The following is a 17,521-nucleotide window of genomic DNA, read 5'->3' on the forward strand; positions in this document are numbered from 1 at the left end:
GTTTGCGGTCGTTCGCGACATCATGGCTCGCGGCCCGCCTGCGGTCCGTTCGCGACATCATGGCTCGCGGCCCGTCATCCTCCTCTTGCCCCTACTTGCTTAATGTCCGCTTATCCGCTTATTGCTTGAACGCCGCCGAGAACTCCTCGATCATTTGCGCGCCGCCGCGGCCTTTCCAATCTTCGATGGCTTTGTCGTAGCCGGCTCTGTCGAGGTCTCCGTAGATGTACTTGTACGTCGCGTCCTTGATCAGCTCTTGCAGCTGCGTGCCCTTCTCCGTAAATGTCGCGGAATCCAGCGGCGCCGTCGGATCGTGCACCGCGACCTTCTCGCTTTCCACAATAAGCTGCTCCGCATGGACGCGAACCGCCAAGTCGTGGAATCCCTCCAGCATGCCGTTTGTCTCCGGCTCGCCAATGACGCTGTCCTTGTAACCTTTGACTTCGCGCTCCGTCAGCTCCGCGTTGTCGGAAGCCTTGGCCTTGCCATCCTGCACGTTATAATGCGTGCCTTCGATGCCCCAGTACATCAGGTTGGCCACTTCCGGCGTCATCATCTTGTCGAAAAACGCCAGCACCTTCTTAAGCTGCTCCTCGTCCTTGATCGCGCCCTTAGGGAACAGCACGACGTTGTTGTAACCCGGAATCGCCCAAGACGCATTCTCGCCGTTCGGTCCCGTCACCACGTTCTGCACTTCGATGACCGCGTCCGGAACGTTTTTCACAAGATCCTTGTGCAGCGAGTTGACGTCTTGCAGGGAACCGATATAGACGCCGGCTTTGCCGCTCGTAAACAGGTTGATCTGGTCCGTCTTGCTCGTCGCCGCGAAGTCGACGTTCATGAGTTTGTTGTCGCGGATCTTCTTCATGAAATCCATCGTCGCCACGTACTGGTCGAACACGAACTCCGGCTGCAGGCCGCCGTCCTTCTCTCCCCAGTTGTTCGGTGTTCCGAAGTAGGCGGAGAGCGTCTTGAATGCGCCGTAGATGAGATCGTTGCGGTCCGTCAAGCCCAGCGTGTCGTTCTGGCCGTTTTTGTCCGGATCGCCATTCGTAAATTTCTCGATCATCGCGTACAGCTCATCGATGGTGGTCGGCGCGCCGAGGCCGAGGTTATCCGCCCAGTCCTTGCGATAGATGATGCCTTGGCGGGCCAGCGGACGTCCGATGTAAAGAGAATACAGCTTGCCGTCGACCTTCGTATTGTTCAGAATTTCCGGCTTCAGCTTGTTCAGGTTCGGGAATTCGGCGAGGTAAGGACCAATCTCCCAGAACTGGCCGTCGCGGATCGCGCCTTTCATCTGGAGGAAGGTCGCCTGGTTCTTCAGATACGTCACTTGCGGCAGGGAGCCTGTCGCGAAGGAAGCGTTCAGCTTCTCTTCGTACGTGTCCGCAGGGAAAAATTGATAAGTCAGCTTCGTGTTCGTCAGCTTTTCGAGCTCTTTCTTGATTGTGTCCGGCGGCGTCTCCGAGATGTTAAGAGGAAGCATGATCGTGATTTCGGTTGGTTTCTCCGGCTCGGCCGGTTTTTCCGTCGCCTGTGTCGCGCCTCCGCTGCTTTGAGTCGGGTCTGGGGTGCTTGCGCTATTGCCGTTGCCCCCCGAACATGCGGTTACTATCATGCTAAGCGTGAGGATGCTGCCCAATGCAATGGCTTTTTTGTTCATTCGCCTTGACCTCCGATTTGTTTGGTTGGATGCTATGCCCCTGACTGGGACGATTAGAGCGTAACATCGCCGCAATCGGTGCCGAAACAATCATTTGCTCATATCGCGCCTCCACGCCCGCCTCTCTGAAGTAATGATTATCGGCGGCGGGGGATGACACCTCCGCCAACTGCAACCCGATTTTTTCGGGTTGCAGCATCCAAAGTTGCTCAAGCGAGGCCTGGAACCCGATTTTCTCCGGCTATTGCGATCGGCAGCGCTTGCCCCGCTCCTATAGCCCGATTTTCTCGGGCTATTGCGCTCGGTAGCGCCTGCTCTGCTCCTATAGCCCGATTTTCTCGGGCTATTGTGCTCGGTAGCGCTTGCCCCGCTCCTATAGCCCGATTTTCTCGGGCTATTGCGATCGGCAGCGCCTGCTCTGCTCCTATAGCCCGATTTTCTCGGGCTATTGCGCCAGTCAGCCCCCCGCAGCATTACGAAAAGGCCCTCCCATACACCCGGGAGGGCCTTCAATTATTTCGCGTTGTACGCTTCCGTATATTCCTTTATAATATCCGATCCGCCCTGCAGCTTCCATCGCTCCACTTCCCGGTAAAAGCCATCCTCGTCCAGCTTGCCCAACATATAGTTGTAGGTGGCGTCGGAGATAATCTTGTACAGCTCCACGCCGCGCTCGTCATACGTCTTGGACTCCAACCCGTTAGTGGGATCCGGCACGATAAACTTCTCGTTGTCCGCCGTATACCTCTCGGCTTCCTCCTGCAGCGTCTCTTGCTCGCTGACGTCCTTGACGTTGGGATTGCTGAGATCGGCGATCATGAGCACATACAGTCCGCCCGCCTCTGTCGTACGCTTCTGCGTCATCTCCTCGGGCAGCAGCACCTTGCCGTCCTTCAACAAATAATGTTTGTCCTCCATGCCGTATTTGAGCAAATTCGCTACATCGCCATCCATCGTCCGGTCGTAAAACGCCAGAATGTCCAGCAGCTCTTCCTCGGTGCGGATCGCCTTCTTCGAAAACAGATACAGCCCAAAATAATTCGGAATCGACCAAACCCGATAACCCTCTGGACCCTGAATACGGTTCACCAGCGTAAATTTCGCCTTCGGATTAAACAGTTGGGCCTCATCGGACAGACGCTGCACGTCCTGCATGCTGCCAATGTATACGCCCGCTAGCCCGCGAATAACGAAGTCGCGCTGCATCTCCTTGCTGGTTACCGCAAAATCCTTGTTGATGAGCCCTTCATCATACAATCTTTTCATATAGTTCATCGTGTCGAGATAAGCGGCGGATTCGAATTCCGGTACAAGCCCGCCCCCCGCGCCATCCGTTCCCCAATTATTAGGCGTCCCGAAATAAGAGCCCAGCGTCTTGAACGCGCCAAACACAAGGTCGTTCCGATCCACCAGGCCGAAGGTGTCGTGTTTGCCGTTGGCATCGGGATCGTTTTGCGTAAACTGCCGGATCACCTCATACAGCTCCTCCAGCGTAGAGGGTTTGGCCAGCCCCAGCACGTTCAGCCAATCCTCGCGGATGATGATGCCCTGTCTGGACGAAGGCCGCTCCGTGTATAAGCCATAAAGCTTGCCATCCACGGCTGTCTGGGCAAGGATACCTTTGTCGAGATGCTTCAGGTTCGGGAAACGCTCCAGATAAGGACCGATTTCCCAAAAGGCCCCGGATCGGATCGAATTCTTCATGAACATGTAATCCGTATGTTTGGCGAATGTTACCTTTTTGAGCGAATTCGTCGTCAGAGCGGTATTCATCTTGTCGGTGTAGATGCCGTCCGGCACCCAGTTGATCTCCAGCTGCGTACCTGTCAACGTCTCCAGCTCGTTCATCGTTTCTTCACTCGGCGAGTGGGGGAAGTGCAGCGGCGCCATAATCGTTATAACGGGTTTGTCGTCTCCGCCGCCGCTCGACTTTTTGTCATCGTCGCCGGTGCAAGAAGCGCATAATAGAAGCAGCGGCAAAATTGTCAGCATGAGCTTGCGGAAGCGGCAGACAGCTGGTCTCTGTAGCCCTGACATCGAAATCCCCCTTGTACTTGCGGCCTGCAGCCGACATAATCTAAGCTAATGATCATCGCCAGAGAAGATGATTATTGTCCCGCATGTATGCGTTTACTAAAATAGTGGTAACAGCGACGCAATCTAGAGAGAGAAGGTGGAGAAGTCCGTGCGTTCATTGTCCTTTCTTAGCAAGTTGACGATCTTCGGCTGCCTGCTTGGCACCCTTCCGGTTATCTTCATCGGGTCGTTCTCCTACATGACGTCGTCCAAGGAAATTCAGGAAAACGTCGCCAGCGGCAATCGCCAGTTGCTGATGCAAATTAACTCCAATGTAGAGCAGAAGCTCACGACTGTCAACCACACGCTAAATCAGGTGATTCATTCCACCGTCCTGAAGCGGGCCATTCAGGGGCCGCTGTCGGCGGACGACTTCATGACCTATAACGATATCCAGAATGAGATCCGTTATATGCAATCGTTTGACACGAAGCTGGAAGATGTCATTCTGATTAACGAGCGCCACAACTGGATGGTCAAAAACTCCGGTCTCTATGCGTTCGACCGCTACCCTTTCCACGAACAACTGGCTTCGCTGCGAAATACGCCCGAGGGCGTGTCCTGGGTGCTGACGCCTTCGGAATGGTTCTACTCCGAGGAGAATGCCCGCGGCACCGCCGCTTGCCCGTACAGTATCAGCCTGGTGAAGAAGCTTCCAACGTCGGGTTTGGAGAAGTACGGCCTCGCCGTCGCCAATATTCCCGCCTGCAGTCTGCAGGATCTCGTAGAGCTGGAAACGTCGGACGCCACGCTTGCGCATATGATCATTCTGGATGAAGAAAACCGGATCCTGCTGCATAGCGACCCTTCCCTCATCGGACAACCGGCCGAGGTCGCGGGAATGCCCGCCGATCGCCTGACCGACGCGGCAGGGGACTTCGTCGTCGCCGGAGAGCAAGGCAAACAATCCGTTACGTATTACAGGTCCGAACTAAACGGCTGGCATTACCTGTCGGTTTCCTCCATTTCAGCCATGACCAAGGAATCCGTCAAAATCGGCGCCTACACGCTGTACATCTGCCTGTTTATGCTGCTGGTGTCGCTGCTTCTTGCCTGGATCGGATCCCGCCGCATGTACTCGCCCATCCAGCTTCTGCTCGCCCAGGTCGGCGAACGCATGACGGACGGGCGCGCGGACAGGCGGAGCCGCAACGAATTCCAGGTCATCAGCGAGCGCGTGCACGGGTTGTTCCAGTCCAAATCCCAACTGGAGAAGGAGGTCCAGCAGCACGTGCAGCAAGCGCGCGCCTTCTTTCTGATGCGCGCGCTGCAAGGCAACGTTCGGGGAAGCTCCATGCCGGAGAAGCTCCGGCAGTTCGGTTACGACGAGCAGCTCGAGAGCTGGCGGACTATGGCCGTCATGGCGCTGCAGATCGACTTTCAGGAGGACAGCCGTTATACCAAAAGCGATCTGGATCTGCTGCTCTTTGCTGTCCAAAATATCGTAGAAGAGCTGGTGCCGTTGCAAGGCCGGCTGGCTCCCGTTGCCATGGACGGCACAATCGTCGTCGTGGTTGGGAGCGCCACCGAGGATGCCACGCGGTTCTCCGAGGAGATGTATGCCGTTACGGAGCAGGTACAGAGCCAGGTTGCCGGTTACTTGAACGTGCAGATCAGCATCGGCCTCAGCTTGCCTTTCACGGCCTTCGATCATCTCTCCGTTGCCTGCCGCGAAGGGATCGAGGCGCTTAAGCAGCGGATGAAGCTCGGTACGGGTATTATTATTCAATACGAGCATTTCGAGCAGCAGGAGGGCAAGCCGTTTTGGGGCATTGGCTACCCTTCGTACATCGAGAACGAGCTGCTCGACGCGATCAAGCTGGCCGAGAAGGACACCGCTAGGGAACTGCTGAAGCAATTCCTGCAAGCCGTGTTCGCGGAGGAGCACAGTCCGCAGGAATACCAGATTCCGCTCGCGCGGCTGCTAAACAGTCTGCTGGTCGTCATGCAGGAATCCGGCGTCGGGCTCGGACAGATTCATCCCATGAAGAGCTCGCTGCTGGAGGAGCTGCTCAAGCTGCCTACACATGCGGAGATCGAGGAGTGGTTCTGGACCGGCGTCGTACATCCCATGGTGAAGGTGTTCCGGGACAGACGCGAGGCGCAATACCACAACATTTCGGAGAAAATCATCGATCTCGTCCAGCATCATTACGATTCCGATCTGACGCTGGAGGAGTGCGCGGCACGTCTGCATTACAACGCCAATTACTTGAGCAGCGTCTTCCGCAAGGAGACGGGCCATTCGTTCAGCGAATATTTGACGATGTACCGGTTCAACATGGCGAAGCGCTGGCTGTCGGACAGCGAGATGCCGATCAAGGATATCGCCGCGCGGCTGCGCTACAACAACCCGCAGAACTTCATCCGCTCCTTCCGCAAGCAGGAAGGCGTCACTCCGGGCCAGTACCGCGAGCGGAAGCGGAGCGGGTAAGGAGCGGGTAAGGAGTAGGCAAGGAGCCGGTAAGGTGTGGGTTGGAAACCCGCTTGGGCGAAGGGAGAGGCATATGGCCTTAACGAAACGAGCAACGTAGAAAAGCCAAAGAGCCCGGACGTGCAGGTAGACAAGCCTGCCCGATCCGCACCACGCGCAGCTCTCGACCCTTGGCTGTCAGCTCCCCCCCGCCTCTTACCTCTCCGGAACGCCCAGCTCCGCCCTGCCGCCCATATAGGGACGCAGCGCCTCAGGAAGGTGGATCGAGCCATCTTCCCGCTGGTGGTTCTCCAGCAGCGGGATCAGGATGCGCGGACTGGCTACGGCCGTGTTGTTGAGCGTATGGCAATAACGAAGCGTTCCCTCCTCGTCGCGGTAACGAATGTTCGAACGGCGAGCCTGAAAGTCGAGCAAATTCGACGACGAATGCGTTTCGCCGTAAGCGCCGCGGCTCGGCATCCAGGTTTCCAGATCGTATTGCTTATACGTCTTTTGCGACATGTCGCCCGTACAGACCGCCATCTGGCGATAAGGCAGCTCCAGCATGCGGAGCACCGTCTCGGCATGCCCCGTAATTTCTTGAAGCATGGCCTCCGAATGCTCCGCGTCCGCTCGGCAAATGACTACCTGCTCCACCTTGGCGAATTGATGCACGCGATAGAGACCGTGCACGTCCCGCCCTGCCGAACCGACTTCGCTGCGGAAACACATCGAAGCCGCGGCCAGCTTGATCGGCTGGTCGACATCCACAATCTCGCCAGCATAGAACATGACGAGCGGCACCTCCGACGTCCCCACCAGGTAGCGTTCTTCTTCCGCAATCCGGTACGTCTGATCCTCCCCTTGCGGGAAGAAGCCGGTTCCCTTCATCGCTTCCGCCCGTGCCATCAGCGGCACATCCAGCGGAGTGAAACCTCGCTCCACCAGCAGGTCCAGCGCCATTTGCTGGACGGCGCGATGCAGCAGCACGCCCGTACCGGTCAAATAATAATGCCGGCTGCCCGCCGTCTTTACCCCTCGCTTCACATCGACAAGTCCGTGCAGCTCCGCAATCGCCATATGATCCCGCCATTCGAAGTCGAAGACCGGCGGCTCTCCTACCCGCTTCAGCTCCACATTGTCCTTATCCGACTGCCCGATCGGCGTATCCGGCGATACGATATTCGGCACGCGTTCAGCCAGATTCTCTACAGCGAGCAGGACTTCTTCCAGCTTTCGCTCCAGTTCCCCGATGCGGCCGTTTATTTCCCGCACTTCGGCGCGTCCTCGTTCCGCTTCATCACGGTTGCCGCCCCGCATCCATCCGCCGATCGACTCCGACAGCTTATTGCGACGCTCTCTGAGTCCATCCGTCTCGCCTTGCGCCTTCTTCCTGGCGTCGTCCGCCTCCAGCAGCTCCGCAATCGACAATTTGATTCCCTTGAGATCCGCCGTCCGCTGTACTTCAGCCGCATGCTCCCTGATCCACTTCATGTCCAACATCGTGACACCGCTCCTTTGTTTGTTAGTTATGCCTCATAACCGGCAAAAAACACAAAAAGCGCCCTCATCCCACTGGGACGAGGAGCGCTTATACTCGCGGTGCCACCCAAATTGACCAGACAGACAATGGCCATGTCCGATCCTCTTTGTTCCGCGGTAACGGGCGGATTCCGGTAAACTTAGGAGGACGCTTGACCGAAGCGGCGCGAGATCAATCACGCTTGCTCCGCACCTTGCGGTACTTTGAGCTGCTATCCTCTTGACGAGTACGCCTCCGAGTTGGATTCTCTTCACGGGCATAATGTCGAATTCGATTTTTACGTATTATAGCTTATGCGATCGGTCTTGCGCAAGTCTTCGAACCGAATACGGCTTCGATTACGACCATCCTGCATTCCACTCGTCCAACGCCAATCGGGCGGCCCCAAGCAGTCCCGCTTCATTGCCTAACACTGCGGGTCTTACGCTAAGCGCTTGCTCCGTGCAGGAGCCAAGCTGCGCTAACAGGTCCCTCCACCACAATCGATGCGTATCCATAATTCCGCCGCCAATGATGATTAGCTCCGGATCGTACAAATTCTGCAGAGAGACCAGTCCGGTTGCCAGATCGGACACGAATCGGCTTATAACGGCTCGCGACTGTTCATGTCCCAGCTCCAGTTGCCGCAACAGCTCGCGACTGTCCCATCCGCTGTCCACGAGCTTCGCCGAACGGTTGAGGGCCGTTCCAGAAGCATATTGCTCCAGACAGCCGGTCTGACCGCAGTTGCAAGCCATGCCGCCGGGATACAGGATCATATGTCCGATTTCTCCCACTCCGCCGCGCGGGCCCGAAATCAGCTTGCCATCATGCACGAGAGCTCCCCCTACTCCGGTACCCAATGTCAGCAGCACATAATGCCTGGCCTCCCGTCCAGCACCTAGCCAACCTTCTCCCAGCGCAGCCGCGTTGACGTCGTTGTCCACGAATACAGGCAGCGACAGCCTGGCCTCCATTACCGATTTCAACGGCGTGCCCATCCAACCCGGCAAATTATCGGTCGCATAAAGCACCGTCCCCGTTTGCCTGTCGATTCGGCCGGCCGCGCCGATGCCAAGCGCTCTGATTTCCCCTCTATAATCGTTCCGAAGCTGACCGACCACTTCCTCCATGCAGGCGAGAATTGCCTCTTTGCCCTGGTTCACGGGCGTCGCAGCTTGAGCCAGTCCGATTATCGCGCCATCCGGGCTTATGATGCCCGCCTTGATGTTGGTACCGCCGACATCCATTCCTATGACATGCATCCCGTCCTCGCCAGCCGCCGCGCGCTCCTGTGCTTCAACCATTGAATCATCTTTGCCGCTCAACTCTCCGCCCACCTTTCACTTGCCGTAATCGAACTGAACTACTTTTGCGAAAGCTCATGCAAGCGCAGCAAACCAAACATATTATTCGTCGCGGTCCAGCCGGTATAAACCGAATACATGCCGCCTTCGTCGATATGGTTGTTCTGGTCGGCCCTGCCGTCCCATTGCCGGGTTACGGCGTTGTAGGAGCCGCGCCAAGCCCCGTCCCACAGCGGCGATTCGCCTTTGCACTGGATGTCCGTCAAGAAGTTTGCCAGCTTCCGCGCGCCTTCTTCATAGTTAACATCGCCGGTAGCCTGCCACGCCTCTATGAGCGCCATCAAAGCGAACCCTTGCGTATAGACCAGATCGCACAGATTTTCGTTGTTTTGCAGTGCAGCATCTTTCGTCTGGGCGTCGTTGTTCAAGATTCCGCCGCTTCCATGCTGCAAGGAGAGCGTATAGGCGCCCGCCTTCCTCAGCGCTGTTGCAAAACGCTCATCCTTCGTCAGACGGTACGCCACGCTGAAGCTATACAGCGCTTTGGCCGTCTCGGAGGACAGAGGTCTCCAATCTTCGGTCAGTTCCAGCTCGTAGGATGTCTTTATCCTGCCGTCTTCAAGCTGAAGCGCGAGCAAATAATCATAAGCTTTCAATGCCGCCGTTTTGTACTTCTCTCCGCCTGTAGCTTGATGCAGAAGCAGGAAGCCGGCCGCAAGCCACAGCACAAAGTCCGGCCCTTTCGCAAGCTCCCACGTTTTGCCGTCCTTCCGCACAAAATTGCCTTCGGAACGCTGGATGCCTATCCAGTAATCGGCTACATTCACCGCGCTTTCCAGCAGACGCGGATCCCGGTCGATTTCGTAGGCATGGAGCAACGCGATCATAATCCGGCCGTTGTCATTTTGGTAAAGCTTTTTCCCCGAATCCGTTACGGTATTCCCCTCTACCAAAAAGAACGGAAAACTCCCGTACCATACAGACAAAGGATCGTTATCCTGCACGCGCAGCACCCATTCCTTGATCTTCGCGGCCAGCTTCGCGTAACGATCGGAGCCGGTGATCCGCTCGTACACAGTTAAAGTTCTGAGCAGCTCCGTATTGCAATCGGGCCTGACCCAGTTGACCCTTATATGCTCATTGATCCGAATCCGTTCGTACATGCCGTGATAGCCGCCGTCGAACGTCAGCATTTGCGACTCGATCCACTCCATGCACGTTTCTACGCTTGTCAAATACGTTTGGCTGTTCATGCCCTGCCTCCTTAATATAGCTTGTCCGCAACCGCATTGGCCGTCTTCATGATCGCTTCCGAAGTCCTCTCCTTGGAGAGAGACTCTACAATGGCGGACAACATGTCAATGGCCTGGATTTGCGCGATTTTCGTCGAAAGCGCCCCTCCCTGAAGCGGCGATTCCTTGGTGGGCACCAACAAAATCGCATCGGCAACCTGCGTAATCGGCGATCTGGCGTGACTGGTCAGACAAATGACGGTGGCGCCGCTCGCCTTCGCCTTCTTGATCGGATCGACCAGATCCTTGGTGCTGCCCGACGTTGAGATGCCGAACACAATATCGTCTTTGCCTAGCAGCGACGCCGACATCGCAATAATATGCGCGTCTTGTTGCACCGTCACGGGCAAGCCGAGCCGCATGAACCGGTAATACGCGTCTTGGGCGGTAATGCCCGACGAACCTACGCCGATAAAATGAACGCGCTTGCCCGACAGTAACCACTCTGCAGCCTGCATCAACGATTTCGGGTCCAGCAAGGCTCTCGTATCCGCCATGACCTTCGTATGAATGGCGGTGACGCGGTTCATGATGGAGAGCGGGTAGTCGCCCGCCTCCTCCGCCACCTCGGTTTCCGTATTCACCGCATTTAGCACCGTAACGGTGATCGACAGCTTGAACTCATGATATCCGCTAAAGCCCAAGCTCCGACAGAAGCGAATGACCGAGGTTTCGCCAACGCCGGCCTTCTCAGATAGATCCGTTACCGTATAATGAACGGCCGCTTCAGGATCGTTCAGCACCGTATCCGCCACTTTCTTCTCGGCTTTCGTCATGGACGAATATAAGCTGGAAATCGTTAGCAGCGTGTTGGCATTTCCCTTGATTGATGTTTTTTTCTTCATTTCCCGCCACCTACTTCTTCCGGGTTGGTTGCGAATGTTCGCCGAAACCACGGATCACATGGACAAACTGTTTCGTAATCTCCCGCGGCCGCGTGATCGCCGTCCCGACGACTGTCGCGTACGCGCCGGCGCGCAAACATTCGAGACATTGGTCCGGCGTCCAAATCCGCCCCTCCGCCAATACGAGAGTGCGGTTCAAGTCCGCGAGCCGCTTAACCAGCGCAAGATCGGGTTCCGATTGTTGCTCGCTATACGGCGTGTAGCCGGACAATGTCGTCGATATCAGATCGACGGCCAATTCCATCGCATGGACTCCCTCCTCGAACGTAGAGATGTCCGCAACGATTGGCACCTGCGGATAAACCGCCTTGATTTCGGCAATAAATTCGGCAATGGTTCTGCCGTCCGGCCTTGGCTGCGAAGTTGCGTCTATGGCGACCATATGGGCTCCGGCTTCAACGACAGCCTTCACTTCTTCCATCGTTGGCGTAATATACACATCGGAATTGTCGTAATCGCGCTTGTATAGTCCGATCAGCGGCAAAGACACCGCTTGCCGGATTGCCGCGATATCCGCCGGCGAATTGCAGCGGATCGCGACAGCGCCCCCCTGTTCCGCCGCCACGGCCATTGCCGCCATATGCGATGCTCCGAATAACGGCTCATCCTCCAGCGCCTGGCACGAGACGATACATCCATGCCTGAGACTTTTGATCATTGCATTCATGGGTTCACCTGCCAGTTATGATTTAGTCCCATTCTAGCATATGCCTCTGCAATAAAAAAGAACTTTTCTCTTTTTAATTAATTATAAAAAGAAAATATTTTTATTTTGTTCACCTCTATCCTCTACCGGTAGCCGCCGTGAGAACTCTCGCTTCGAGAATGAAAACTACATGATTCCAAGGTCATCAAAGTATCATTTTTGGTCATCATCTTCACTTATTCCAGGATCTTGTCGGAGATATAATGTAGGGGCATTGACTATATAAATTCGGAGGGTGAAACTATGTTACGCGAAACGAATGCCGATGTCATTATTATCGGGGGGAGTCTGGGCGGCTGCGCTGCCGCTCTTGCAGCAGCGGCTATGGGGAAAACGGTCTTGATGACGGAAGAAACGGCCTGGATTGGAGGGCAATTGACCAGTCAGGCGGTTCCTCCCGACGAGCACCAATGGATTGAACAGTTCGGTTGCACGTCGAATTACCGTAAATTTCGTAATGGAGTAAGGGAATATTACCGAAAGAATTTCCCGCTGTCCGATCAAGCTGCCGCGGATCCGCTCCTGAATCCGGGCAACGCCAAGGTTAGCCGCATAAGCCATGACCCCCGAGCAGCGCTTGCCGTACTTCTGGAAATGCTGGCACCGTATATGCACAGCGGAAAGCTGGTCGTGATGACGCATTGCTGGGCAGAAGCGGCGGAGACGGATGGGGATTGCATACGCTCCGTCACATTGCGGAACGTATTATCGGGAGCACGCACGATCGCTGTAGGGCAATATTACCTTGATGCCACGGATTGCGGGGATCTGCTTCCGCTTACCGGAACGGAATACGTTACGGGGTCGGAATCCCGTTCCGAGACAGGAGAGCGGCATGCGCTTGACGGCCCTGCCGATCCCCAGGACATGCAATCCATCACGCATTGTTTTGTCGTCGATTATTTGGAAGGCGAGAATCATACCATCGACAAACCCGCCGATTACGAGTTTTGGCGATCGTATCGTCCCGATTTTTGGCCGGATCGATTGCTAAGCTTGGCTGGTGTTCGACCGACTACCCTGGAGCCCGTTTATTACGATTTATTGCCGGGAGGTAAAGGTTTGTCGTTCTGGGAAGGCTTCTCTTTGCTTACTTATCGGCGTCTTGCGGACAAAAACAATTTTTTGCCAGGCACTTTTCCCGGGGATGTTAGTGTTGTCAATTGGCCGCAGAATGATTATTTTCTGGGTTCGATCATAGATGTCAGCGAAGAGGAGAAATCCCGTCATCTTTATCAAGCCAAACAATTGAGTTTGTCGCTTTTATATTGGTTGCAGACGGAAGCGCCGAGACCGGACGGCAAATGCGGATATCCGGGATTTCGTCTTCGTCGGGATGTCTTCGGAACAGAGGATGGTATGGCTCTGTATCCATATATTCGCGAGTCGAGAAGAATCAAAGCGGAATTTACTATACTGGAGCAGCATATTAACCCGCAAGACCGATCTAATGGCCAGGCGGAGAATTTTCACGATTCTGTTGGCATCGGTTACTATGCGATGGATCTTCACCCGAGCACCGGGAACCGGCATTATATTCATTTGCCGGCTCTGCCATTCCAGATCCCGTTAGGCAGCATGATTCCTGTACGAATGAACAATTTGTTGCCTGCTTGCAAAAATATTGGCACGACTCATATTACGAATGGCAGCTATCGTCTGCATCCGGTGGAATGGAACATCGGGGAAGCGGCAGGCGCTCTTGCCGCGTTCTGTCTGGAAAGGAAGGAGACGCCGCGCAACGTGCGCAACAACCAAAAGCTGTTGACGGAGTTTCAAACCGTATTGCAACAACACGGGGTCGAGCTTGCCTGGCCGGAAAACATCATGAATTGAAATCGCATACTATAGGAAATGTGCTAAAATGAACAAAAAACCGTCGGGGGGATTTTTGTGAAAAGCATGTTGACTTCGGAAACCATTCTAACCGGGGAAGGGATGTATCTGCAGATTGCAGCGGCAGCTCCGTTCGCCTTCCATGTTCGAGTGAGCCGGACAGACTGCTTTGACGCAAGTCCCCCTTTGACTTGGCTCGACACGGATCGTTTGATTCCGCAAGTTGCCTGCCGGGTTACGGAGCAAAATGAGGAAAGAGTCAGTCTTAGCGTGGAAGAGGCTGTCATCCAGGTAAATCGGCGCACGGGGGAGATCGCGTTTCGGGACAAAGGGGGCCGTCTGCTGACCCGACAGGACCAGCCGGCTTATGGGGGCGATCCGGATGGCTTCGAAACGGCGTTTGTTTTGGCGGAGGAGGAGCGCCTGTACGGATTGGGCGACCAGTATGACACCCCGCTGATGAAGAGAGGTCATAAGATTTCTATTCGTTTGCGCGACAATCGTGTACATGCCCCTATCCCCTTCATTATGTCGACCGCCGGCTGGGCATTGCTTGTCGATAGCGACCGGGAACATGAATTCGATGTCGGTTGCGACTTGCCGGACATTTTGCGCGTTCGCGGGAAGCAGGAAGAACTGGCCTTTTATTTGATAGCCGATCGCGATCTGGCCGGCTTGCTCGACAAGTACACGAAATTGGTCGGCTCTTCGTATATGCTGCCGATCTGGGCATATGGGCTATCATTCGTCTGCAACCGGCAGACGACGGCGCGCGATATGATTGAGGACGCTTTGAAATTCAGACGCGATCATATCCCTTGCGATATGATCGGGCTGGAGCCCACCTGGATGGACAAACCTTTCGATTACGGGACATCCATCAATTGGCACCCCGATCGATTCTATATTCCGGCATGGATGCCGGAGGGCGCGCACACGTTTCTGGGAGTTCTGCAGACGATGGGTTTCAAATTAAGTCTTGGTCTTCCGCTCCGAGAAAGTTCCGATATCGGGGAACCCTCCCGCCGAGATGCAAAGTGGTACAAAGATCTGGAGCGGTTTGTCGCTCAAGGTGTAGACGGGTTCAAGCTATGCACGGAGGTTCAGATAGGGGAGCAAACGTATCCTCCTTCTCTCCCGCAAAAGCCGGAAGATTCTTCTAGCTTGACACATCCGGGTTCAGTGAGCCGCATCCTATTCGAAGGATTCGCGGGACAAACGGGTCGTCGGCCGATGATCTATTCGCCAATCGGATATACGGGCATTCAAAAATATGCGGCGATGTGGTCGGGAGGAAGAAGCTCGCCGCATTTGACCGTTCTCAATATGGGTTTATCGGGTATACCGCATATGAGCGTCGCTATAAATCTGCATACGCCCGAGGGAATTCACTTTGGTTTTTTTCAGCCGTGGGCGAACGTGAACAGTTGGGCATATTGGCGCCATCCTACGCTTCTCGATCAGAATCTGCTGGACATTTTCCGGAAATACGCTGTATTGCGTTATAAGCTGATACCTTATATCTATTCTGCGGCGCACACCGCCGTTAGTAACGGGTTGCCGATTGCCCGGGCGATGCCGCTGGCGTTCCCGCACGATTCCCGTTCAGATTCACTGCCAAACCAATATATGTTTGGAGACAACCTGCTCGTCGGGGTATTCACGGACCGGGTGTATTTGCCTGCCGGCGAATGGTTCGACTTTTGGACCGACGAACGATATTTCGGATCAAGCGAGGTTGTCTGTCGCCTTCCCGCTCATGCGGGTGGTCCCCTGTTCGTACGTGCCGGGTCGATCATACCGATGTGGCCGGAGATGGACTATGTCGGGCAGAAGCCCCTCGATCGGGTGGAACTGCATGTGTACCCTGGCAAAAAAGGCGAATTTACCTTATACGAAGACGATGGGCAGACGTTTGGTTACTTGCAGGGGGAGTCGGCGATTACAAAAATGACTTGCCATGTCAACGAGGAGCGTATATTGCTGGAGATTGACCGGCGGAAAGGACAATATGCCGGAATGCCGAAGCAGCGAATCTGGAGCGTTGTTTTTCATTCTGCGGAAAAGCCGTCTGCAGTGACCGTTGACGATTCGGAATGGCGCGAGACGACAGCCGGGCGCAAAGGGCTCCCTCCCGACTGCTGGTCCTATCAACGGAAATCGAGTACGCTCCGGATGACTCTGAATGAACCGGAAAACAAGTTGACCGTACGTGTCGAATTGTTGTACGGCGCTTTGCAAACGGCGAAGGAGAAACCCCGGCGTGACCCTACAAGGCGTACGGCCACGGAATTGGAGAATAAAGTCGAGGTCGGACAAATCTATAAACTCGCAAGCCAGGTAACGGATATGATCAAGCTCGAAATTGACCGTGAACTAAGGCTGCATGAGATCGCTTCGCGCTTGCATGTCAGCCCTGCCTATTTGAGCCGCTGTTTCAAGAGAGATGTCGGGTTATCCTTTTCCGACTATGTGCTGGAGCAGAAGATGGCGCTGGCCAAGGAACTGCTGTTGTCCGGGTCTACTGTCGCGGTTGCCTCGAACCTCACCGGTTACAAGGAAACAAGTTATTTTATTCGCGTGTTCCGCAAATATTGGGGAATGACTCCCGGCGAGATCAAATTGTAAGGACTTATTGCAAATGCGGGTCTGCAGCCATCCGTTTGGAGCTTCGTCCCGCGACAGTTCCCCGCCATGTTAGCGATTTATGCGCGCTGCCCGAATTTTCTCCTCATACTGACGAAAAATTTGATGTCCTTCGTAGAAGTCCATAATTTCCTGACGATATTCCGGCCAGTATTCCCCCGATTTGTCGGAGAAAAGCATCTTGACCTGCAATTCATTTTGCCTCGAGCGCATAGCGTCTACATCTATACCTAGAGGGGGAGTGAGCGTAGTTCCCAATCCTTCGCGTACAGGAAAGGATACAAGCGAGCGGTAAACCGCCTTATCCCGCTCGGTGATCCGAGAGTCTAAAACGGTAAGCCCCAACACTTCGGGAGTTCGGGGAGTGAAAAAGCTCCATATTTCAAATAGATCTCCCATTTCTTGCACGTCTTTTTCAATAGCATCCGTCATTAACGTAATCGTGTTTCCTTTACGCGTGTAATGTTTTCCTTCCAGGCCGTAATGGGTCAGCAAAAATCCTTCTTCGCCTGCCATCCAGTCAAGAATATCGACGATCCTCTTTAATTTTTCCGGATTCTGACCTGCGGCGTTATTGGAAAACACAAACGAATAGTCGGGTGTGACGCTTGTTCGCAACGGCTGATTGCCGAACGGGTTAAAGGGCACCCAATCCGCGGCAGGGTTGCTCTCCTTACTGCGCGCCTGGACGCTTCTTGGGTTGGAATCAAAAGCGAAATCCGCCGTTTCGCCCATTATGACCCCCACTTTGCCCTGAATGGCTTTCTCCACGGGTTTGTTTCCCTTATTTAGAAACCAATCCGGGTCGACCACTCCTTCGTCGATCACGTTAAGAATGTCATCGACAACTCGTCCGACACGCAGGTCCGTCTGCATATCCACCAGATGATCGTCCCCGTAGTACGACGGGAATAACAATCCGTTCTTGACATATTCCGGCCATTCCATCGAGATGGATACCCCGTTCCCGGCTGTCGAAAAACCGTAGGTATCGTCGAGACCGTTCTTGTCCGGATCGTTGAAGGTAAACGCTCTCAAAACATCGACGTATTCCTCGTAATGGCTCGGAATGTCCATGCCGAGATTGACCAGCCAGTCTTTTCGTATATAATAAGCCCGGTACGATTGTTTGTCATAAGGAACCGGAGCACG

At 54.8% G+C, this 17,521-nt stretch carries 11 protein-coding genes; 3 read left to right on the forward strand and 8 right to left on the reverse strand.

The genetic code is table 11. The annotated features are described in order from the left end of the window. Positions 1–118: 118 nt before the first annotated feature. A complete protein-coding gene (locus PAT3040_RS18245) occupies positions 119–1,666 on the reverse strand; it encodes an extracellular solute-binding protein (protein WP_108993859.1) in 1,548 nt (515 codons plus the stop codon). Positions 1,667–2,179: 513 nt separating this feature from the next. Next, the gene (locus PAT3040_RS18250) at positions 2,180–3,703 is read right to left on the reverse strand and encodes an extracellular solute-binding protein (protein WP_258235039.1); all 1,524 of its coding nucleotides are present in this window, start codon (positions 3,701–3,703) and stop codon (positions 2,180–2,182) included. Positions 3,704–3,851: 148 nt separating this feature from the next. On the opposite strand from PAT3040_RS18250, the gene PAT3040_RS18255 reads away from it, so the two are divergent. Next, positions 3,852–6,176: a helix-turn-helix domain-containing protein gene (locus PAT3040_RS18255; RefSeq protein WP_108993860.1), complete on the forward strand. Its 2,325-nt coding sequence runs from the start codon at positions 3,852–3,854 to the stop codon at positions 6,174–6,176. A 195-nt stretch (positions 6,177–6,371) separates the two neighbouring features. On the opposite strand, the gene serS is transcribed toward PAT3040_RS18255, so the two are convergent. The 5 genes from serS to PAT3040_RS18280 all read right to left on the reverse strand — a co-directional run bounded on the left by serS (position 6,372) and on the right by PAT3040_RS18280 (position 11,848). Beyond that, the gene (gene serS / locus PAT3040_RS18260; RefSeq protein WP_108993861.1) at positions 6,372–7,658 is read right to left on the reverse strand and encodes a serine--tRNA ligase; all 1,287 of its coding nucleotides are present in this window, start codon (positions 7,656–7,658) and stop codon (positions 6,372–6,374) included. Between the two features lie 378 nt (positions 7,659–8,036). Then, positions 8,037–9,005 (reverse strand): ROK family protein, encoded by a 969-nt coding sequence (locus PAT3040_RS18265; protein ID WP_108993862.1) that lies wholly within the window; start codon positions 9,003–9,005, stop codon positions 8,037–8,039. Positions 9,006–9,043: 38 nt separating this feature from the next. Then, entirely contained in the window at positions 9,044–10,237 is a 1,194-nt protein-coding gene (locus tag PAT3040_RS18270; RefSeq protein WP_108993863.1) for a glycoside hydrolase family protein, read from the reverse strand. 11 nt (positions 10,238–10,248) lie between these two features. Further along, positions 10,249–11,121, reverse strand: a complete 873-nt coding sequence (locus PAT3040_RS18275; RefSeq protein WP_108993864.1) for a MurR/RpiR family transcriptional regulator — start codon at positions 11,119–11,121, stop codon at positions 10,249–10,251. Between the two features lie 10 nt (positions 11,122–11,131). Continuing rightward, the gene (locus tag PAT3040_RS18280; RefSeq protein WP_108993865.1) at positions 11,132–11,848 is read right to left on the reverse strand and encodes an N-acetylmannosamine-6-phosphate 2-epimerase; all 717 of its coding nucleotides are present in this window, start codon (positions 11,846–11,848) and stop codon (positions 11,132–11,134) included. A 282-nt stretch (positions 11,849–12,130) separates the two neighbouring features. Between PAT3040_RS18280 and PAT3040_RS18285 the strand changes: the two genes are divergently transcribed. Both PAT3040_RS18285 and PAT3040_RS18290 read left to right on the forward strand, forming a co-directional pair. Continuing rightward, positions 12,131–13,723, forward strand: coding sequence for an FAD-dependent oxidoreductase (locus PAT3040_RS18285; protein WP_108993866.1), 1,593 nt, complete (start codon positions 12,131–12,133; stop codon positions 13,721–13,723). Positions 13,724–13,789: 66 nt separating this feature from the next. After that, the gene (locus PAT3040_RS18290) at positions 13,790–16,351 is read left to right on the forward strand and encodes a TIM-barrel domain-containing protein (RefSeq protein WP_258235044.1); all 2,562 of its coding nucleotides are present in this window, start codon (positions 13,790–13,792) and stop codon (positions 16,349–16,351) included. A gap of 69 nt (positions 16,352–16,420) precedes the next feature. Here the strand turns inward: PAT3040_RS18290 and PAT3040_RS38755 are convergent. Next, on the reverse strand, positions 16,421–17,521 hold a 1,101-nt coding region (locus PAT3040_RS38755), incomplete at its 5' end, for a type 2 periplasmic-binding domain-containing protein (protein ID WP_258235040.1).

Origin of the sequence: Paenibacillus agaridevorans (assembly GCF_003112455.1) — a bacterium.
Classification (GTDB): Bacteria; Bacillota; Bacilli; order Paenibacillales; family Paenibacillaceae; genus Pristimantibacillus; species Pristimantibacillus agaridevorans.

Bases quoted from the DNA above. Each gene is read 5' to 3' on its own strand.
- PAT3040_RS18245 (WP_108993859.1), bottom strand. From the start codon at position 1,666: ATGAACAAAAAAGCCATTGCATTGGGCAGCATCCTCACGCTTAGCATG.
- PAT3040_RS18250 (WP_258235039.1), bottom strand. From the start codon at position 3,703: ATGTCAGGGCTACAGAGACCAGCTGTCTGCCGCTTCCGCAAGCTCATG.
- serS (WP_108993861.1), bottom strand. From the start codon at position 7,658: ATGTTGGACATGAAGTGGATCAGGGAGCATGCGGCTGAAGTACAGCGG.
- PAT3040_RS18270 (WP_108993863.1), bottom strand. From the start codon at position 10,237: ATGAACAGCCAAACGTATTTGACAAGCGTAGAAACGTGCATGGAGTGG.
- PAT3040_RS18275 (WP_108993864.1), bottom strand. From the start codon at position 11,121: ATGAAGAAAAAAACATCAATCAAGGGAAATGCCAACACGCTGCTAACG.
- PAT3040_RS18280 (WP_108993865.1), bottom strand. From the start codon at position 11,848: ATGAATGCAATGATCAAAAGTCTCAGGCATGGATGTATCGTCTCGTGC.
- PAT3040_RS18285 (WP_108993866.1), top strand. From the start codon at position 12,131: ATGTTACGCGAAACGAATGCCGATGTCATTATTATCGGGGGGAGTCTG.
- PAT3040_RS18290 (WP_258235044.1), top strand. From the start codon at position 13,790: ATGTTGACTTCGGAAACCATTCTAACCGGGGAAGGGATGTATCTGCAG.